This is a genomic window from Rothia sp. CCM 9419 (assembly GCF_048512815.1).
Lineage (GTDB): Bacteria > Actinomycetota > Actinomycetes > Actinomycetales > Micrococcaceae > Rothia.
Genome location: NZ_JBLXXY010000005.1, coordinates 75169 through 93935 on the forward strand (window position 1 = coordinate 75169; position 18767 = coordinate 93935).

At 48.2% G+C, this 18767-nt stretch carries 16 protein-coding genes; 6 read left to right on the forward strand and 10 right to left on the reverse strand.

Annotation, left to right across the window (positions count from 1 at the left end; all coding sequences use genetic code 11):
• Positions 1 to 6: 6 nt before the first annotated feature.
• Positions 7 to 1020 carry a magnesium and cobalt transport protein CorA gene (locus ACN08W_RS05765; protein WP_419102279.1) on the forward strand — a complete coding sequence of 338 codons (1014 nt, stop codon included), beginning with the start codon at positions 7 to 9 and terminating at the stop codon, positions 1018 to 1020.
• Positions 1021 to 1090: 70 nt separating this feature from the next.
• Here ACN08W_RS05765 and ACN08W_RS05770 read toward each other — a convergent pair whose 3' ends face one another.
• Complete coding sequence (locus ACN08W_RS05770) at positions 1091 to 1732, reverse strand: DUF6318 family protein (protein ID WP_419109010.1); 642 nt, start codon at positions 1730 to 1732, stop codon at positions 1091 to 1093.
• Positions 1733 to 1976: 244 nt separating this feature from the next.
• Between ACN08W_RS05770 and ACN08W_RS05775 the strand changes: the two genes are divergently transcribed.
• The gene (locus ACN08W_RS05775) at positions 1977 to 2537 is read left to right on the forward strand and encodes an RBBP9/YdeN family alpha/beta hydrolase (RefSeq protein WP_419109011.1); all 561 of its coding nucleotides are present in this window, start codon (positions 1977 to 1979) and stop codon (positions 2535 to 2537) included.
• Positions 2538 to 2571: 34 nt separating this feature from the next.
• On the opposite strand, the gene ACN08W_RS05780 is transcribed toward ACN08W_RS05775, so the two are convergent.
• From ACN08W_RS05780 to ACN08W_RS05795, 4 genes are all read right to left on the reverse strand, one after another.
• The gene (locus tag ACN08W_RS05780; protein ID WP_419109012.1) at positions 2572 to 3885 is read right to left on the reverse strand and encodes a M18 family aminopeptidase; all 1314 of its coding nucleotides are present in this window, start codon (positions 3883 to 3885) and stop codon (positions 2572 to 2574) included.
• A gap of 63 nt (positions 3886 to 3948) precedes the next feature.
• Positions 3949 to 5010, reverse strand: coding sequence for a lysostaphin resistance A-like protein (locus ACN08W_RS05785; protein ID WP_419107114.1), 1062 nt, complete (start codon positions 5008 to 5010; stop codon positions 3949 to 3951).
• Between the two features lie 282 nt (positions 5011 to 5292).
• The gene (locus tag ACN08W_RS05790) at positions 5293 to 6567 is read right to left on the reverse strand and encodes a glycosyltransferase family 87 protein (RefSeq protein WP_419107115.1); all 1275 of its coding nucleotides are present in this window, start codon (positions 6565 to 6567) and stop codon (positions 5293 to 5295) included.
• 48 nt (positions 6568 to 6615) lie between these two features.
• Positions 6616 to 7071, reverse strand: coding sequence for a hypothetical protein (locus ACN08W_RS05795; RefSeq protein WP_419109013.1), 456 nt, complete (start codon positions 7069 to 7071; stop codon positions 6616 to 6618).
• Positions 7072 to 7173: 102 nt separating this feature from the next.
• On the opposite strand from ACN08W_RS05795, the gene ACN08W_RS05800 reads away from it, so the two are divergent.
• Both ACN08W_RS05800 and ACN08W_RS05805 read left to right on the forward strand, forming a co-directional pair.
• Positions 7174 to 8604 carry a hypothetical protein gene (locus ACN08W_RS05800; RefSeq protein WP_419109014.1) on the forward strand — a complete coding sequence of 477 codons (1431 nt, stop codon included), beginning with the start codon at positions 7174 to 7176 and terminating at the stop codon, positions 8602 to 8604.
• Between the two features lie 136 nt (positions 8605 to 8740).
• Entirely contained in the window at positions 8741 to 9364 is a 624-nt protein-coding gene (locus ACN08W_RS05805; protein WP_419109015.1) for a transglycosylase SLT domain-containing protein, read from the forward strand.
• A 34-nt stretch (positions 9365 to 9398) separates the two neighbouring features.
• Here ACN08W_RS05805 and bsh read toward each other — a convergent pair whose 3' ends face one another.
• The 4 genes from bsh to speB all read right to left on the reverse strand — a co-directional run bounded on the left by bsh (position 9399) and on the right by speB (position 14064).
• Entirely contained in the window at positions 9399 to 10406 is a 1008-nt protein-coding gene (gene bsh, locus ACN08W_RS05810; RefSeq protein ID WP_419109016.1) for a choloylglycine hydrolase, read from the reverse strand.
• Between the two features lie 59 nt (positions 10407 to 10465).
• Entirely contained in the window at positions 10466 to 11200 is a 735-nt protein-coding gene (locus ACN08W_RS05815; protein WP_419109017.1) for a glycerophosphodiester phosphodiesterase family protein, read from the reverse strand.
• 513 nt (positions 11201 to 11713) lie between these two features.
• On the reverse strand, positions 11714 to 12970 hold the full coding sequence (locus ACN08W_RS05820) for a PLP-dependent aminotransferase family protein (protein ID WP_419109018.1): 1257 nt from the start codon (positions 12968 to 12970) through the stop codon (positions 11714 to 11716).
• 14 nt (positions 12971 to 12984) lie between these two features.
• Positions 12985 to 14064, reverse strand: a complete 1080-nt coding sequence (gene speB / locus ACN08W_RS05825; protein ID WP_419109019.1) for an agmatinase — start codon at positions 14062 to 14064, stop codon at positions 12985 to 12987.
• 260 nt (positions 14065 to 14324) lie between these two features.
• Between speB and ACN08W_RS05830 the strand changes: the two genes are divergently transcribed.
• Together ACN08W_RS05830 and ACN08W_RS05835 are read left to right on the forward strand one after the other, a co-directional pair.
• Complete coding sequence (locus ACN08W_RS05830) at positions 14325 to 15944, forward strand: thiamine pyrophosphate-binding protein (protein ID WP_419107123.1); 1620 nt, start codon at positions 14325 to 14327, stop codon at positions 15942 to 15944.
• 244 nt (positions 15945 to 16188) lie between these two features.
• On the forward strand, positions 16189 to 17616 hold the full coding sequence (locus ACN08W_RS05835; protein WP_419109020.1) for a sodium:solute symporter: 1428 nt from the start codon (positions 16189 to 16191) through the stop codon (positions 17614 to 17616).
• 110 nt (positions 17617 to 17726) lie between these two features.
• Here the strand turns inward: ACN08W_RS05835 and ACN08W_RS05840 are convergent, their stop codons facing one another.
• Positions 17727 to 18716, reverse strand: coding sequence for an aldo/keto reductase (locus ACN08W_RS05840; RefSeq protein ID WP_419109038.1), 990 nt, complete (start codon positions 18714 to 18716; stop codon positions 17727 to 17729).
• Between the last annotated feature and the right edge of the window lie 51 nt (positions 18717 to 18767).

An 18767-nucleotide genomic window follows, 5' to 3' on the forward strand; every position in this document is an offset into this window, starting at 1 on the left:
GTTGCTATGCCTATTCTCGTCAACACCATCAACCTGCCCGACGGTTCTTCAACTAGTAGCGATTCTTTAGAGAACACGCATTCATTATTACGTGAGCAGCCAGAGTCTGTAGCGTTTATTGGAATGAGAGATCCCAGCGTTGAAGAGATGCGAAGTCTCGTTGAAAAATTTGGGATGAATGAGCTCGCAGTAGAAGACTCGATGGAAGGTCATCAACGAGCCAAAATTGACCGTTATGGCGACAGCTATTTTTTGGTGTTACGACCGGCAGTGTACCGTGACCGTGAAGAAGAGATTCGACTCGGTGAAATTCACTTATTCATGGGGCCAAATTTTCTTGTCAGTATCATCAAAGACTACCTACGAGAAGAGCAGGATATTCGTCAGCTCTTCGCTCAAATTGCAGGGCAAATGGGTGGGCAAGACAGCTCATGGGACATGATGCACCTCATTCTTGACGCCGTAGTTGATGGTTACACCCCTGTTATTGATGGTTTAGAGAATGATGGTGACGAAATTGAAGACAGTCTCTTCTCACGTGAAGATGTAGATTCTTCTAAAATCTCACAACGTATTTATGAACTACTCAACGAGGTTGCAGACTTTAAACGTGCATGTAAACCTATGACAACAATTCTTGACCTGTTAATGGGCAGGCTCAGAATGCTCCGATACCGTGATGATTCTGAAGAACAGTTAGAAATTCTTCGCCGTTTCCGAGATGTGCACGACCACGCCATTCTTGTCAATGAACGTCTTGACGATTTACGCAACTCGTTACAAAACGCTTTAGAGGTCAATAGTACCCTTGTCGCAGAACGACAAAACGATGATATGAAGAGAATCTCAGCGTGGGCGGCAATTCTTGTTGCTCCAACGATTATCGGAGCTATCTACGGCATGAACTTTGATAACATGCCAGAGCTTCATTGGAAGTATGGTTACCCGTTTTCTCTTGCACTAATGTTTGGTATATCCATGTTTTTGTGGGGGTTGTTTAAGCGTAAAGATTGGTTATAAAACGATTCTTTTTATTTGGTAGGTGTTAGATAATGTTGTCTACCTAGACCCTTATATTGACAAGGTTTCGTTATTCTTCATAGTTAATGCCTTCTACACCTAACAACGCAACAAAGGTCCATTGACTCTGGTCATAATATAAAGCAATCACACCAGGTTTTCCTTGAAAAATATCACCTTTCTCATCTTTACATTCACCGCTAATATCACAATATTTAGAAGCACTAACAGAAGGCCTCACTAAGAAACGATAGAAACCATCCTCACCCAAAACAAAATCATTATCTTCAAAATCAACTTTCATTTCATATTGGGATAACCACTGATTATTCTCATATATATTTGAAATATTCTTATAAAACTCTTGCTCTCTGTCGCTATCCGGCGCAGTAATACGAGAAATATCATCCACATCCCCCGTACTCGAAGCATAATTACGCAAATCAACCCAATACCGGATAAAAGCCTCAGCACCTTCTAAAGTCTCTTCACGAGCAGCCTCAGGAAAAACAGGCTTCGGCACATTAAACGCACGATGCTTCACAGAAGCCGCAACATACTCACCAGCATCAACTTTCTTTTGTTCCTCTACCGTCAGACCAGACTCATTAGTATCAGTCAGCGACGAAGAACTAACAGCAGTAGAAGATGCCGATGGTGGTGAAGGAAGAATTGTCGAACACCCGCACGCTAAAGAACTAATACAGAGCACAACACCAGACCGAACCAGCCAGCTTTTAAACGACAATCAGAACACCCACTCCACCAGCAAAATAATGGCTCAAACTCAACAAAACTTAATTTTTATTTAATCTACAACGATATGAACATAAAAAGAACCGCTCTGTACACATCAGAAAAATCTGGTTTCATAGAATGGTGTTAAACCGTTAGTGATTACATCACGTCATCTCTAAAATACTGGTCCCGTATTACTGGCTGTCGGAAGAATAATGATGAAATTTCTACTCGTTCCCGGATATATGAACTGCATACCGGGGCACTGGAGCCGGTGGCTCTCAGAAACGTACCAAGACTTCATCACAGTAGAACAAGACGACTGGGCGCACCCTATCCGAGAACAGTGGTTACAACGACTTCACCACACCATCACTCATATCGCAGAGCCGTTATTCCTCGTTGGTCATAGCTGTGGTGGTGCACTTATCGCCCAATGGGCAGAAGAATACGGGCAAGAAACCCATAGTGCCCCTGTCCTTGGCGGTATCCTTGTCGCTCCTGCCGATGTAGAATCTGCAACCCTATACCCCGACATTAAAGCCCAATCACCATTACCTAGCGGGAAACTCCCCTTACCTCTCCATATCATTGCTTCAACCAATGACCCCAACACCACCATCGAACGCTCCAAAGAGTTTGCCCAACGTTGGGGAACAACTTTAGAGTTCGTCAAAGATGGAGGCCATTTAGATACGCCTGACGGGTTTGGGCAGTGGCCGTATCTTGCACATTTGATTGAAGAACGCTCTGGGCAAAAGTTACGCCCGCACAACTAATAGCTATGATGCGGGCGTAACTGGTCAGTGTGAGTTAGAGAGTTGGAAGAGTATAGAACCCTTCAATAGCTCGTGTCATATATGCCATATCATCTATATGGCACATTTCTCGAGCAGAATGCATAGAGAGCAAGCCAATTCCCACGTCGATGGTTCGGATACCTAGACGGGTTGCCGTAATAGGCCCGATAGTGCTTCCACAAGGAACATTATTATTCGAAACAAATTCCTGATAAGGCACTTCTGCGTGACGGCAAGCTAACGCGAAAATACCGGCACCGATGGAGTCTGTTGCATACCGTTGGTTAGCATTGATTTTGAGAAGTGGCCCGTGCCCTGGTTGAGGTCGCACCTGAGTGTCGTGATGTCCGCTATAGTTCGGGTGGACGAGATGCCCAGCGTCAGAAGATAGACACACTGAGTTTGCGATAGAGCGCAGATATTCTTCCTGAGTTTCTTCACGTGTCTGTGAAATACGTTTAATGACGTCCTCTAAGAAGGGGCCCGCAGCACCAGAACGTGTTTCTGAACCGATTTCTTCATGGTCAAACGCTGCCAGCATGACGGTATGTTCAGCTGTTTCGTCGTACCCAGCGGTTACGTAACGTTCGAGTGCGCATAATCCTGCATGCACAGAAGATAGGTTATCTAAACGTCCAGATGCAAGGAGTTCTTTGTTGGCACCAAAGGTTTCAGGGTGTTGGTAGTCAGCAAAAAGTAAATCGTAGCCAAGGATATCTTCTGTAGCGATGTCTTCCTCTGTGCCGTGTTCTACGAGGTAGCCGAGGACATCATTCTCGGTTTTGTCGGTTCCCCATACGGGGTAAAGGTTCTGTTGTTTGTTGAGTTGCAGTCCTTGGTTAACGTCTCTATCAAGGTGTATGGCTAGCTGTGGAATACGTGCCATCGCACCGGTTGAGACGAGAACATTTCGGATGGAGGAACCGTCTTTGACGGTTAGACGTCCAGCTAGACGGAGTTCCCTATCAAGCCAAGAGTTCAGAAGTGCACCACCGTAGACTTCAACGCCGACTTGGTTCCAACCTAGTGTTGACACCGAAGACTGCGGCTTAACTTTGAAGCTAGGTGAGTCTGTGTGAGCGCCTAGAATACGGTATTGGCTACGTTGTGTCTTTTGTCCGCCAGCCCAAGCAATGATGGCGCCATCTCTGATGACGAAGAATCGCCCTGTTGCAGTGTTTTCTGGCCAGGTTTCTTGCTCTGAGAGTTCGCAGAAACCAGCTTTTTTAAGGCGTGAGGCAACTTGTTCAACGGCATGGAAGCTAGTTGGTGAAGCAGCAACAAAACGGGCAAGATCATCTATATTTGTACGAGCATCAACAGTCATGGTTCTATCCTATAACTACTAATACTTCAGAGAGGATCTTGCCCGTTGTTCTCAGAGGAAGATCTATCGTGGGATAGATTTTCCGTGAGTCATAGCAACGCTGAATGTTTGTGTATTGTGGATACCCATTTTGCGTGCTGAGAGTATCACAATGAGCACGATAATGAGTTGTATGATCAAGGTTCCGAGGAAGTCTCCTGCGGTGGAGCCTTGTTGAGCGAAGGGGTCAGCTATTCCTAGGCTTCCCATGAACATAACCCAAAGGTTGTTGACGACGTGTAGCGCGATGCCTGCTTCAAGACCACCAGTTTTCCATGTCATGAATCCGGCAGCTAGGCCCATGGTGAGCACGGACATTTGCGCCCAAAAATCGTATGCGTGACCGAACATGAAGAGCACGGCGGGGAGCGTAATCACGATGATGGGGTTGCGTATCCAGCGTCCGAGGGTTTGCATGAGGTAGCCACGGAAGACAAGTTCTTCTGCGTAGCATTGGATGGGGGTAATCGTAAAGATGAGGAGAAGGAGCCATACAAAGTTTTTACCAGGAGATTCAACGTCTGGGGCTTGGACGCTTTCGCCTAATGCGTTGATAAGCATGGGCAGTACGATGTATCCGATGATGGCGATAGCAAAACAGAAGCCCATCCAGCTCCAACGGATTTTTCCGTAGACGGAATGTACTAGCCCCCAAGGTTTTGGTCCGGTTACGAGCCGTGCTAAGAACATGGAGGGATAAAGAAGCGCGATAGAGCCGAAGACTAACGCAAAGATGAGGGGGTCTTTGAGTGTAAGGCTTTGTAGGCTTTGCAGGTTAAGGGTGATGTTTTGCGGTCCGAGGATAGAAGCAAAGGCTATGCCGAGGGCTATGGAGAATCCGAGGTAGAAGAGTCCGCCGAGTAGGCCTTCTGCAAGGGGGGACCACCAGCGGGTACGGGGGTCGGCGTGAGAGAGACGGTGGTATGCGAGGGTACGTTCTTCTACCGGTATGTGGTAGATAAAAGGTTGTCCGACAGCGGGCTGGGGTGTTTGCTGTGGTGCTGGTTTGTGTGAGTTTTCCTGCTGGTTTTTTTGTTGCCAGGGTATGTGGATATTCTCTGGATGAGGTTGTTGTTCTACTGCCATGTTTCTAGCCTAATTTTCCTTGTGTGTTTTTTCATCAGCCTTAGGGAGTATAAAGCGTTTTATTGGCGTGTTGTGTGCCCTATTGTGAGGTTGTTATTCTTCTGTTTTTAGGTTTTTATTGTATGTGAGTTGGGTATATAGCTGATTTGGAATGTTAAGGTTGTGTGGAGAGTGTAGCCTTTTCTTTCACGACGACGCCATATTTTTTGAAGATATTTGAGGCACAAAAAATGGTGCGTTCACTGTCATGAATGCACCACTTTAATTTAATGTTATGGACTGTTATACAAGTGGCTTATTGGTAGTTTTTAGAGAACTGTATATCCAAAGCAGTACGGCGCTAAAGAGTGCCGTAATGGGAATTGCCGAGAGGATAAGCCCTAGCGGTGCAATATCTTCCAGACGGTCAAGGGAACCGTGTACAGCGATACCAATCCACATCGGTGAAATATAGAGTCCAACAACACCTACCCAGGAGAACACTAACGCGCTCATTCGAATGGCTGAGGACATCTGATCAATAAATAGGGGGAATGCATCCACCCATAGAGCAATTGCTAGTAGCGGTAACCAGGTGTTGTGGTGAGACCAGCTAATGGGAGAGATAGAGACCATTAAGAAGGCGTTGAGTGCTATCTGTGAGATGAGCAGTTGACGTTGTTCTAGACGGTAGATAAGCCATGCTGTACCTGCCATGAGCAATGCAATAAGCCCGTAGTGTAGAACTTTGAGTAGTATCCCCGAACTTAGCCCAAAGTGCATGAGCCAGCCCTGAATGGAGATGTTATCGAGGTAGTTCGTGTTTCCGACACGGGAGGGGTCAGAAACCGCTGAGGTCCAGAATTCGATAGCTTCTTGGGGTAGGAAGATGAAACCAATAATGATAGTTGTTAGGAAGCTTGCGCCTAAGGTCATAATGCCTTTGAAATCTTTGCGCATCAGTAGGATAAGCCCAAAAGCCAGAGGGGTAAGTTTGATACCACCGGCTATGCCGATAAATAGTCCGCGAGGGATACGTGTAGCTGGGCGGATAAAGTCCCAAAGAACGAGAAGCATAATGAGCGGGTTAATCTGAACGAGCCCTAGCCCACGACGCCAAGGGCCTGAAAGCAAGATGATGGCAGCAAGCAAAGCGATGGTGCCGTATCGGCCGAGGCGGTGTTGAAGAGGTAAGGTACGCCCTCGTTTTTGCACATAGTTGTAGATAAGGGTTGCAACCCACCATGCAACAGCGTAGGCGAGTATCATCATCAGGAAAATGCCTACTTTTTGGGGTAAGAACGCAAAGGGTAGGAACAAAAGTGCCGCAAAGGGAGGGTAGGTGAAAGGCAACGCAAAATCTGGTCCAAGACGCAATAGGTCAATGACGTAGAGTTCTTTATCGAAGCCTTCATTATGAAAAATGGTCATGGCACCAGAACGGTACACCGAAAAGTCTAGCCCGCCGATAGTCAGCGAATATATGAGGTTACCGATACAGACGACAGCTAACGCTGCGTATGCGCATAACTGTAGCCTGTGTGTATTAGATGAAGTTTCTCGGGCTGATATTTTCATGGTGTTCTTGGTTCCTAAAGGTAACGATATAAAGAGTACATACTACCGTTATTTAGTAGTTTCTGAGGAGTTATTTTTTGTTGAAGTTGCTACTAAACGGGTGCTTCCATGACGGTGTGGGGTCTTTTGTGCTGGTGGTTTAGGTGGCTTATTTTCTTTAGGTGGTAGCGCTGCGATAATAAGGCCGACTTCTATCACTAGTAGCAGTAGCGCAGCATAGTATAGGTAGGGTGAGGGGTATAAGCTGGTGAAACTTGTAGCGAATCCTACGACTGTTGCCACGAGAGTTAAGAGCGCTAAGCCGAGTATGGTGAAGTGCCCAATTTTATATTTATCGGCAGCTTGAGGATTGCGAATGACAAGATAGCTTTGTAGCAGGATAAAGATAATGGGGAAGAATACTTGACCTGTAATTCCCATAGAGTCATTGGTGTACGAGAACATTCCCATTGCTTGGGTGATGAGTGTGGCAACAAGAAGTAAGGATACTGGCAAAGATTTCACGCAGGCTAGTCTACATCTTTTACTCGAGGTTGCGCTCTGATTTTTTTAGGAGCCTTATAATCGCAAGTAGAGTCACCACTTTTGGGTATAAAGGATGAGACGTTGACACATCACGGTAATCAGCCAGCACGAACTTTTCTCACGGGGGCTCGCCCGATTCCTCAAGAATTTGTTGCTCAGGCGTCAGGTCGAGCGACGTGGCATCGTAAAATTGGTCGGCCAGTAACATTCTGGTTGTTAGTTTTGCCGTTCGTGCTTCTTGCAAAACCTTGGGTTCCATCCTTTTCGTGGCTTGTTGTTCACATTGTGACGTTGGGGCTTATTACAACGTCGATTATGGTGTGGAGTCAGCATTTTACGGAGGCGTTGCTGAAGAATCGTTTGCCTGAGTCAGCTCGACTATGGCAGGTGCGTCGTATTTACGCGCTGACCGTGGCAGTTTTTGTCATTATTGCGGGGATGCTGAACAGTGTCTTTGCACTGACTTTTATAGGTTCTTTAGCGGTCGGTGTTGTGCTTGCTTGCCATGGTTTTTCTTTACTATGGCAGCTGAAGAAGGCTCTGCCCGCACGCTTTAGGTCTACTGTTTATTTTTATATTGTGGCGGCGTGGACCCTTCCTTTTGGTGCTTTATGCGGCGCCTTATTGACCTATCCTCCGGTTCTTCGTCATGGGTACGCTCAGTTACTTCTTGCTCATGAGGCGATTAATATTCTTGGTTTTGTGGGTATTACCGTTGTTGGTACGTTGATGACGTTATGGCCGACGATGTTGCGCACCAGAATGCACCCGCAGGCGGTGCGTTGGTCGCTGGTCGCTTTAGCGATGATGAGCTTGTCGGTGCTCATCATTTTGTTGGGTGCATTCATCGGTGTGCACTATGTTTCGGGGGCTGGGTTTGTTCTTTATGCTGTGGCTATTGGGTTGGTTCTGGTGTTGATGGTTCAAACTTGCACTGTCAAAAAGCCGGTTGATTATTCTACTGGTTCGGTGTTGTGCGCGGTGTTCTGGTTGTTGGTTGCGGTTGTTATGGCGTCATTTTTGGTGTTGAATGCTTCGTCTTTTGCTGATGTCAAGATGCGCATTTTGACGCCCATATTTGTTGCAGGGTTTTTATTGCAGGTTCTGCTTGGTTCGATGACGTATCTTTTTCCGGTGCAGATTGGTGGCGGTCCTTCTGTGGTGCGTTCTGCCAATGCTGTTTTTAATCGTTATGCGTGGGTGCGCATTAGCGTTATTAATCTGGCGTTATTGGTCTCTGTTGGTTTTGAGTATGTTGGGCGTCCTCTTCCTCCATTGACGGCGATTTTAGGGGTGTTAGGGTTTTGCGCTTTTATTCCGTTAATGGTTCTTTCGGTGAGGGCGTCGGTTAGGGGGCGTGCTCGGCTTCTTGAGGCTCAGTCTCGCGGTGAGAAAGTGCAGTTTAGCGTGGAGCAGACGACTCAGCAGATTCCGGCTATTGGTCGAGAAGTGTCTGTGGGTGTTGCACTGGTGGTGTTTGCGCTTGTTGTCGATGGGTTATTCTTTTTATAGGCGTCTAGTTCTGATTCGTGGTGGTTTTGTTTCCGGCGTGGTTCTTCCTCGTCGTACGTTGGAGAAACGCTCACGATAATTTGGGTTAGCGTATCTAAAGAGATTTACCTTGAATTTTAGGTTAGTCTAGTATCCGATGACTGCAGATAAAACTTCACGTTCTTCTTTTATGGTCCGCATCTTCTCCGGTGTGCTCGCCCATTGGCAGGTTATTGCTTCAGCGGGCTTATTAGCCGGCGGTGTGGCTGGTCTTGCCGCAACATATACAGATTATTGTGGTGAGACTGATTTGACGTATGCTCCTGCGGTGATTCGTGAAGATCTTAAGCGTGCTTCTGAAGAATCTGGTATTCGTACGGGTTTTCTTGCGGCTCAGTTGGAGACAGAGTCTCATTGGCGAGTAGAAGTTTCTTCTCATGCCGGCGCTCAGGGGTTAGCGCAGTTTACGCCTGACACTTGGGATATTTGGGGTCAGGGCGATATATCTAATCCTCATGATTCAGTGCGCGCTCAAGGTAAGTATCTTGCGTATTTGAAAGATCGTCTTGCTCCTTTGGCTAAGACACCTCAAGAGCTTCAAGATCTTGTTTTTGCTGGATATAACGCAGGCCCAGGAGCTGTCGAAGAATATCATGGAATCCCGCCATATGGTGAGACTCAAAATTATGTGAAGAGTATTAATAAACTTGCTTCATCAAAGTACAAGGTTACCTGTGACCCGGATCCACATTATTCTGTTGAGAAGCTTAAATATCGTTAGATACTTTTCACCCCCTCCAGTATCTTCTTAACCGTTAGTGTGCGTAACGTATAGTTTGAGCCCGCACAAGAGGGTATTGAATGAGCTCTGTGCCATCGGTATCGCAGGAAGACATCTCTATAGCATTGATACAGCTATTGTCGTATGTTTTGTAATAGTAGATACCATGAGAAGTGTTACAACACGACGAATACACCGTATATTCGCATTCTCCTTGCTCATTAAAACAAGAACCTTTAACCATCCCGACGTTATCGAGAATGTGGAAGAACTGGCTTACAGCCACTGTTTCTTGCTGGTTTTCTGCTGTTTCTTGCAATATTTTTAGATGATTCAACGTGCTAGAGCGCAAGAAAACAGCTTTGACGAGCCGTGATGCTGGTGAGCTGTCGCCAGGTAGTCCAAAACCGCCGAAGCCAACACCCACAGGGTTCAAGGGTTGTTCTGGTGCAACGTTATTGGAAGGCCATTCCGGCGTGAGATTAATATAGTTTTTGATGTTCTCAAGATGGTAAGGAAATGGCGGGTTATTAGTCAGGACGCCGAAGGGATTATCGTAAAATTTTAGCCCTTCAGTGGTGGATTCTATAACTATTGATTGTTGTGAGTCGCTGACCATCCAGTGCAAGGGTGCTAACGGCATATTTTGCGCAAAAGCAATATGGGTGAGGTTCAGGTTTGGCAGCACAACTTTTAGCTCATCTACGCTTGCGTATCTGCTAAGAACCCAAGGAATTAGCTCGTAAGGTGAAACATTAGTTTTCTCGTGGTGAGGCTCAAAATAATGTGCATTATCCGGAAAATTTAGTCCAGCAATGCTGAGACCTTTTTCGTTGCTTGCTTCAGCGTATAGAGGGTAGTTGTTCACAACGGTGGCCATACCAATCATGCAGTAATGCGATGAGGAGGAAGAACCGTCGGTGAAGTTGAAAGTGTAGTTTCGTGGAGTTATGACGACTTCTTCGCCAAATCCGCAATTTAGGTCTAGGTTCCTCCCGTAATAGGTCTCTCCATTGACGGAAAAGGTGAGGGCCGTACACATGGCTATTGTCTCCTGAAGATTTTAAGACGTTATGTGAGAGATGTTAGTGGTGCATATGTTTATGACGAGAAATCGCTCATGAGGTGTGCGTAATCGGTAAAGAGTCCGGTTACTCCCCAGTTCACTAATTCGTTAGCGCGAGCGCGGGAGTTTACGGTCCATACGTTGATATCGTATCCTGCGTCTCTCATCTGTTGGGTGAGTTTTTCTGTCATGACGCTATCTTCTGGGTGGATGGCGTCTACCTCTAGCATTTGGACTACCGATAGCCAGTCTGGTTGTAGCATTTGTTCGGTAAAGAGCGCCGCTGTTTTATGTCGGGGGGAACGACGCGAGAATTCATTGAGAAGCACGTGGTTGAAAGAGCTGACGAGGACTTCTCGTTCGGGGTTGAGTCGTTCAAGTTCTGCGATGACGGCGTCAAGTAGCTGGTAGCTTCTTTCTGCGCCTTGTTCATTGGATTTAATTTCGATGTTGGCGTTAAGGCCTTCGGCGTTCATGAGATCAATGAGTTCGGCGAGGGTGGGTATTTTTTCTCCACGGTTTTTCTCGTTGAACCATGAGCCTGCGTCAATGTTTTTGAGGTCTTCTTGGGTGATGTCGTAGAGGGTTTTGGCGCTGTTGGTGGTGCGTGCTAGTGAGGTGTCGTGCATGAGTACGGGTGTTCCGTCGGCGAGGATGTCGACGTCTGTTTCGAACCATGTCACGTTGTGTTCACAGCATGCTTTGATAGCGCTGAGGGTGTTTTCGGGTGCAATTCCAGAGAGTCCACGGTGGGCAAAAATACGAGCCATAGTGACAGAGTACATAGTTTTTGCCGGAAAAGAGAAGTTTTTATGAGCATCTATTTTTAGTGTTTAACGTTTTATGCCCTCCTTCGTGGCGTGAAGGAGGGCATTGCTCGTCTTTGCATGCGTGTGTGGTGTTATATAAACGTCTTAGGTCGCGTTGTTTCACCGGTTGTGTTGTCAACTTGAGCAGAGGTGAAATATTCGCTCTGAATGTTGTTCCCTAGGACGTGAGCTTGACGCTTCTTAGACCATCCGCGCAGATGGGCTGCAAAGGTTGATGATTCATTGAAACGGCTTAGGGTTGCCGTTAGGGATATACAAAGAATCCAACTATCTTAAGGTAGTTGAATCTGAGATATTATCCTACGGTCTTTTTGTACGTAGTTTAGGTGACAGTGTGGGGTTCTCTTGTTCTGAGGTGCAGATTCTTTGGGGAAGGTTTTTAAAAAAATAGTGCGCTCCACCGCAGCATGACCTTATCTTTGGTATTGCTGAGGTAGAGCGCACTATCGAGGTTTATCGGTTGAGCACTTCTGCTAAGCGTCGTACCCCTTCTTCTAGTACTGCAGGTTCTACTGAGGAGAATGCGATACGTAGTTGGTTTGCTCCAGGGTTTTTTCCGTCTACGGTTTCGTAGAAGGCGGCTCCGGGGACAAAGACAACGCCGTTATCTATTGCGGGGGCTAGCGCGTCTGTTGTATCTTTCCATGGGCTGTTCTCAGGCAATGTAAGCCAAGTGAAGAACCCTCCGCTTGGGGTGCTCCAGCGGGTTCCTTCAGGCATATATTTTTCGCAGGCGTTCAGGACTGCTTCGCATCGTTGTTGGTAAAGTGATGCGGTTTTTCGAGTGTGTTCTTCCCAGAGTCCGTCGCTCATGAAGCTCAAGACGAGACGTTGTGAGAGCACGGAGGGGCAGATAGTGACTGCTTCTGCTGCAATCTGTAAGAATTTACGGATGCGTTCTGGGGCGACCATCCAGCCGACGCGCACACCGGGAGAGAAGACTTTAGAGAAGCTTCCAAGATAGAGCACGTTCTCTGGGTCATATGAGTAGAGGCAAGGACGTCGTGTTCCATCAAAGGAAAGCTGCCCATAGGGGTTGTCTTCGACGATGAGGATGTCGAGTTCTCTACATACACGGGTGAGTTCTTGACGTCGTTCTTCGGAGAGGGAGACTCCTGTGGGGTTTTGAAAGTTAGGGATGGTGTAGAGGAATTTGATGTCTTTTCCCTCGGCGCGGATGGTTTGCACCATTTCTTTCACGTTGTGGGGGTCAAGCCCGTTTTCGTCTACATCAATTTGGCGAACGTCGGCTTGGTATCCTTCAAAGACGCCGAGTGCTCCGGTATAGGTGGGTCCTTCTGCAAGGATGACGTCTTGTGGGTTGACGAAGAGTTTTGTTACAAGGTCTAACCCCATTTGGGAGCCTGCGGTGATTTGGATGTCTGAGACTTTTGGGCTTGCCCCTTCTGTTTTCATGAGGGTGCAGATGAGATCAGCGAGGGGTTCTAATCCAGCACCGGAACCGTATTGTAGGACTTCTAAACCTTCTTCGATGATGATGCGAGAGGCTCTTTCACCGAGTTCTTCTAGGGGTAGGAGGTTCAGGTCGGGGTTTCCTCCGGCGAGGGAGATCATGCCGGGGCGCATTGCAACTTCGAAGACGTCGCGCACTGCTGATGGTCGGAATCCTCCGGCACGTTCGGCAAAGTGTTGCATGAGTCGTGCTTCTTCGGTGTTTGCGCCGTCGAGTAGTTCGTGAATTTTTACCATGGGGGTGGGGTTTCCTATTCTTTGTCGCCGTAGCTGATGGGGGCTTCGCCGTAGGCTGGTTTTCCGGTTCCGGCGTTGGCGCCTAGTGCGTGGAGGCTAATAAATTCGTAGACGACGTGGGCTGCTGCTATTCCGGTGAGTTCGGCGTGGTCATAGGCGGGGGATACTTCGACAAGTTCTGAGCCGACGATGTTCAGTCCGCGTAGTCCACGCAGTATTTCGAGTAATTCTCGGCTGGTGATGCCTCCGGCTTCGGGTGTTCCGGTGCCGGGTGCATGTGCGGGGTCTAGTACGTCGATGTCGATGGAGATGTAAAGTGGTCGGTTTCCGATGCGTTTTCTGAGGAGTTCAACGACTTTTTGCACTCCGAGGTAGTAGACGTCTGCGGAGGAGACGATACCGAATCCGAAGCGTCGGTCGTCGTCGAGGTCTTCTGTTCCGTAGAGTGGTCCGCGGGTTCCGACGTGGCAGAGGGCGTCAGTGTCGAGCAGTTCTTCTTCGAAGGCTCGACGGAAGGGCGTTCCGTGGGTGTATTCTGCTCCGAAGTAGGTGTCCCAGGTGTCGAGGTGGGCGTCAAAGTGTAGTAGCGCGATTTTTCCGTGTTGGTGGTGCATGTTACGTAAGTTTGCGAGCGCTATGGTGTGGTCTCCGCCGATGGTGATGAGTTTTGCCCCGTTTTTGGTGAGTTCTTGTGCTCCGGCTTCCATTTGTGCCAGTGCTTCTTCGATGTTGAAGGGGTTTCCGATGATGTCGCCGGCGTCGGCTACTTGTGCTTCTTTAAACGGTGAGATGTTGGCGGCTGGGTTGAAGGGGCGTAGGAGTCGGGAGCATTCGCGGACGTGGTTTGAGCCGAATCGTGCGCCGGGGCGGTAGGAGACGCCTGAGTCCCAGGGCATTCCGGCGATGACGATGTCTGCTTCTGGGACTTCATCGAGGCGTGGTAGGCGGGCGAAGGTGCCGAGTCCTGCCCAGCGTGGTACTTGTGCGGCGTTGATGGGCCCGATGCGTTCTACTCCGTCTGCGCCTGTTGCGATGACGCGTTCTGCTTGTGCAGAGAAGGAGGGTTGTGCGGGGGTGTTGGTTTGGTGGGTCATGTTTTCTCCTGGCGGTGTCTGTGGTGTTGTGTGGTGTGGTTCTGTCTTTCCCACTATGCAATAAATTGATGGAGTTGTGAACTACCCCATAGGTTTTTATTCATTGGTGAATATTTATTAGTGAGCTGGATAACTTTTCATAAGGCTAAATACCTCATAAACAATCAGCGTACTTATACACTTGCTTCAATACACTGTATCGATATTCCACGAAAACTATCTACTTCAAAGACCCAACCACCGTCACCAAGGAGCTGTTTGTGACCACAACAACCCCGCGCCACAACGCAGGCTACGCCATTCTAGCCACTCTCAAAAATTACGGTATTGACACCGTCTTTGGCATCCCCGGAACGCACAACCTTGAGTTCTACCGACACTTAGAAGAACTCAACATCACCCCTATTACCACCCGACACGAACAAGGTGCAGCCTACGGCGCTGACGGCTGGTCACAAATCAAAGGATTACCAGGGGTTGTCATTACCACCTCCGGGCCAGGATTACTCAACTCTCTTTCTGGCGCAGCTACCGCCTACGCAGAATCACGCCCTATGATTATCCTCTCCCCCGGCAGACCTGTCGGCCAAGAATACCGTGATATTGGGGCATTACACGAAACAAAAAATCCCACCGGAGCAGTAGACTCCATCGTGCAATTTAGCCGTCGAGTCAGCTCTGCCGAAGAAGCTGTGGACATTATCCATAACGCATTTCGTTCTTTTGCACATGAACGCCCCCGCCCCATTCACATTGAGGTTCCCCTCAATATCCTCGAACAAGACGTTGACCTCCCTGACGCACTACTCCAAGCGCGCCCACTGGGAAGCCCACAACCAGCACCCGTAGAAGATATTGAGAAAGCTGCCGATATTCTTGCGAACTCTTCACGCCCACTCATCGTAGCCGGTGGCGGATCCCTACCAGCAGCAACATCAATATTGGCGCTAGCTGAAGCTCTTGAAGCACCAGTTATCACATCAGTCAACGGCAAAGGCGCGATTCCAGAAAAACACCGCCTATCCTTAGGCGCAGACCTCCGTCTATCAGCGGCACACGCTTTCTGCCGTGAATCCGATGCCATGCTCATCATTGGCTCTAAAATTGGTGAAGCAGAATTATGGGATGGAGATATCCACCCACAAGGGCCTGTGATTCGCGTTGATATTGAGCGTTCTCAAATGCTGTGCAATATCGCACCTGATATTGAATTACCAGGTAATTCTGCAGCAGTAGTTCCCCAATTATTAGAAGCTCTCAAAGAGCGTGGAGTAACCCAAGGCACCCGAGAACAACGAGATTTACAAGAAGTTTTTGACGCTCTTGATAATGAGGGGCGTGCTATCGCACCAGAGCTTGCAGAACTCAACGAACGCATTATGGAAGTTCTTCCTGAAGACACCATTATTGCCGGCGATTCTTCTCAGGTCACTTATATGGGCACCACAACGTTCTACCGTGCACCACAACCTCATTCTTTGCTCTATATGGCAACGTACGCCACGTTAGGTTACGGCTTACCTGCAGCAATTGGAGCTAAAGTTGCAGCCCCTGAACGTCCTGTCGTCTGCTTACTCGGTGACGGCGCGCTCATGTTTGCAATACAGGAACTCATGACGGCAGTCGAGCAGCACCTCGATATTGCAATTATCTGCGTGGACAATGGCGGGTATGGAGAAATTCGTCAGAATGAGCGTGATCGTGGCATTTCAGATGTTGCGGTTAACTTGGTTCAGCCAGATTGGGTTAAGTTAGCTGAAGCATTTGGTGCCACCGCGTTTTCTGCAACTGTTGATTCTTTGGCAGACACAGTGACGGAAGCTCTCAAGACATCTGGTCCCTCATTAGTTCACTTGAAGATTAGTGAGACGTTGCGCTAATTTTTGGGTACGCGCAAGGCGCTGGATACAGGAGGGAAATCCCCGCGAGGGTTTCCCTCCTGTTGTTTTTTACGGGAATGGTTTTTATGGGTGATGAGCGCACCATTTTGAGCGGTGAGTCATTTTTGAGGGAACACAGAAACACACCTGGTTGAATCGTTATACAGATTAGTGCATACTTTATATACATTGCACGTTACTCAGACCACATTTAGTGTCTGCGACCTATGGAAATGAACTTCTTATGAACATCCTCATTATCGTCCTCTATCTCATAGCACTCGTAGCGTTCGGCTACCTCGGCAAAAAACGAGCACATAATGCAGAAGACTTCCGTGTAGCAGGACGCAGACTCGGCCCTGTTCTCTACACCGGCACCATGAGCGCACTCCTTCTCGGTGGAGCATCCACCGTTGGCGGTGTAGGACTCGGCTATACCTACGGAATCTCAGGAATGTGGCTAGTGACAGCTATCGGCGTCGGAATGCTACTGTTGAGCCTTATCTTCGCACCTGTCATCACCCGCGTTAAGCTATATACCGTCTCACAGGTACTCACCTTGCGGTATGGCGTGCGCACCACCCAAATATCATCTATCGTGATGCTCGCGTACACCGTCATGCTCACGGTCACTTCTACCGCCGCATACGCATCCATCTTCCGCGTGCTCTTTGATGTAGACCGCACATGGGCCATCCTTCTTGGTGCAATGATCGTCATCGGGTATTCCATGCTTGGTGGCATGTGGTCCATTACCCTCACCGACATGATGCAATTTATCCTCATGACCGTCGGTGTATTTTTCCTCCTCCTCCCTTTCTCTTTACATCATGCAGGAGGCTGGGACGGCCTACACCAGCGCCTTGATGCAGAGTTCTTTGCCGTTGGCAGTATCGGCACCGAATCTATCATCACCTATTTCGTCATTTACACATTCGGACTTCTCGTTGGACAAGACATCTGGCAACGCGTCTTTACTGCTCGCTCCCCAGAAGTATCCCGTTGGGGCGGTACCGCAGCAAGTATTTACGTCATTATCTATTCTGTAGCTGGCGCAATCATTGGTATGTGTGCACGCGTCATTGAACCTCATATTGAACACCGTGACGACGTCTTTGCCACCCTCGCCCAAAACTACCTACCAATTGGTATCGGTGGCGTTGTTCTAGCTGCTGGTGTAGCTGCCATGATGTCCACAGCTTCTGGTTCACTCATCGCCTCAGCAACTGTTGCCCGCGTAGATGTTGTACCGTTCCTGCTAGGAAAAGATTCTTTGCAGAACTCCGATGAATCATCTGATAGCGCTCTTGTCGCAGACCGCTGGTATGTTCTTGGATTTGGTGTAATCACCACTGTTATCGCACTCTTCCTCACCGACGCTATTACAGGGTTGACGATTGCCTATGACATTCTTGTCGGCGGTCTTTTGGTTGCGATTCTTGGTGGGTTGCTTTGGAAGCGTGGAACCGGAACGGCAGCAGCATTATCCATGGCAGTCGGCTCTATCGGCGTTATTCTTGGCATGGTGATATACGGTGTGATGGCTAATGAACCGATTTATATCGGTCTGGTTGCTTCTTTCATCGTTTATATCGTTGCTTCACTTCTCACAAAGCCCACTGATCCTCAAGTGGCGCAGAGATGGCAAGAGCGTATCCGTCAAGGTGCGTAGCTATCACTAGAGCATCTCTATGGTGGGTGTGTTCAATACGTTGAACGTATTGAACACACCCACCATTGTTATATCGTGCACGTATCTACACAATGTTCAGGTTTTACCCCTTAGAATAGGGCAATTTTCGGTGGGGCAGGGAAAATATGATTTAGTTCCTCAATATCAGATTGGTTTAGTGCCACTTGGGTTGATTGGACATTCATGTGTATTTGTTCTGGTGTCGTTGCTCCAGCAATCACAGAGCTGACGGTATCTTGAGCTAGAAGCCAGCTTAGAGCAATTTGTGCTTCTGGCAGTTCTCGTTCACGGGCGAAAGTGAAGAACTGTTCAAGTTGTTCCCACGGCGCTTGTCGTAGATATTCTTTCCGTGAGTGAGAAAGACGTGAGCCTTCTGGCGCTTGCTGATGTTGACGGTATTTTCCTGTGAGTAGACCGTTTGCAAGTGGGAAGTATGGCAGTACCCCAAGTTGTAGTTCTCGCGCTGCAGGGATAACTTCCAGTTCTGCTCGGCGGTCAATGAGGTTGTAATGATTTTCTGCTGCGATGAAGCGTTCACATCCTAGTTCTCGAGCAACATATTCGGCTTGAGCTATTTGCCAACCAGCCTGATTAGAGTGAGCAATGTAGCGTACTTTTCCTTGTGCGATAAGGGTGTCTAATGCACGAAGTGTCTCGTCAATTGGGGTGATGCCATCGGGGGTGTGGTAGATGTACACGTCAAGGTGGTCTACGCCGAGTCGTGTCAAGGAATGTTCTACTGCTCGCATAATATACGCGCGAGAACCGCGGGCTCCGTAATCTGCACCAGCAGCGCCATTCATATTCATCCCAAATTTAGAGACGATTACCATGTTTTCTCGTTCTTGAGTCCCAAGGTATTTGAGTGCTTGCCCGAAGCGTGTTTCAGCTGCCCCCGGAGTTTTTCCATAAATATCAGCAATGTCAAAGAGGTTGATTCCTGCTTCTCGTGCTGAACGGAGGACGGTATTAGTACCTTCTTGAGTTTCTGTGGGTGTTCCTGCACGTCCGAGGTTGTTGCATCCTAGTCCAATGGCGGAGACAGTGAGCCCAGATTGTCCTAATTGACGGTATTCCATGGTGTTTTGCATAGTTCTAGGGTACGCATATTCATGTTTGCTGCGGTAGCA

Coding starts and splice junctions, on each gene's coding strand:
- ACN08W_RS05765 (WP_419102279.1), top strand. CDS start 7: ATGCCTATTCTCGTCAACACCATCAACCTGCCCGACGGTTCTTCAACT.
- ACN08W_RS05775 (WP_419109011.1), top strand. CDS start 1,977: ATGAAATTTCTACTCGTTCCCGGATATATGAACTGCATACCGGGGCAC.
- ACN08W_RS05780 (WP_419109012.1), bottom strand. CDS start 3,885: ATGACTGTTGATGCTCGTACAAATATAGATGATCTTGCCCGTTTTGTT.
- ACN08W_RS05785 (WP_419107114.1), bottom strand. CDS start 5,010: ATGGCAGTAGAACAACAACCTCATCCAGAGAATATCCACATACCCTGG.
- ACN08W_RS05790 (WP_419107115.1), bottom strand. CDS start 6,567: ATGAAAATATCAGCCCGAGAAACTTCATCTAATACACACAGGCTACAG.
- ACN08W_RS05805 (WP_419109015.1), top strand. CDS start 8,741: ATGACTGCAGATAAAACTTCACGTTCTTCTTTTATGGTCCGCATCTTC.
- bsh (WP_419109016.1), bottom strand. CDS start 10,406: ATGTGTACGGCCCTCACCTTTTCCGTCAATGGAGAGACCTATTACGGG.
- ACN08W_RS05815 (WP_419109017.1), bottom strand. CDS start 11,200: ATGGCTCGTATTTTTGCCCACCGTGGACTCTCTGGAATTGCACCCGAA.
- ACN08W_RS05820 (WP_419109018.1), bottom strand. CDS start 12,970: ATGGTAAAAATTCACGAACTACTCGACGGCGCAAACACCGAAGAAGCA.
- speB (WP_419109019.1), bottom strand. CDS start 14,064: ATGACCCACCAAACCAACACCCCCGCACAACCCTCCTTCTCTGCACAA.
- ACN08W_RS05835 (WP_419109020.1), top strand. CDS start 16,189: ATGAACATCCTCATTATCGTCCTCTATCTCATAGCACTCGTAGCGTTC.
- ACN08W_RS05840 (WP_419109038.1), bottom strand. CDS start 18,716: ATGGAATACCGTCAATTAGGACAATCTGGGCTCACTGTCTCCGCCATT.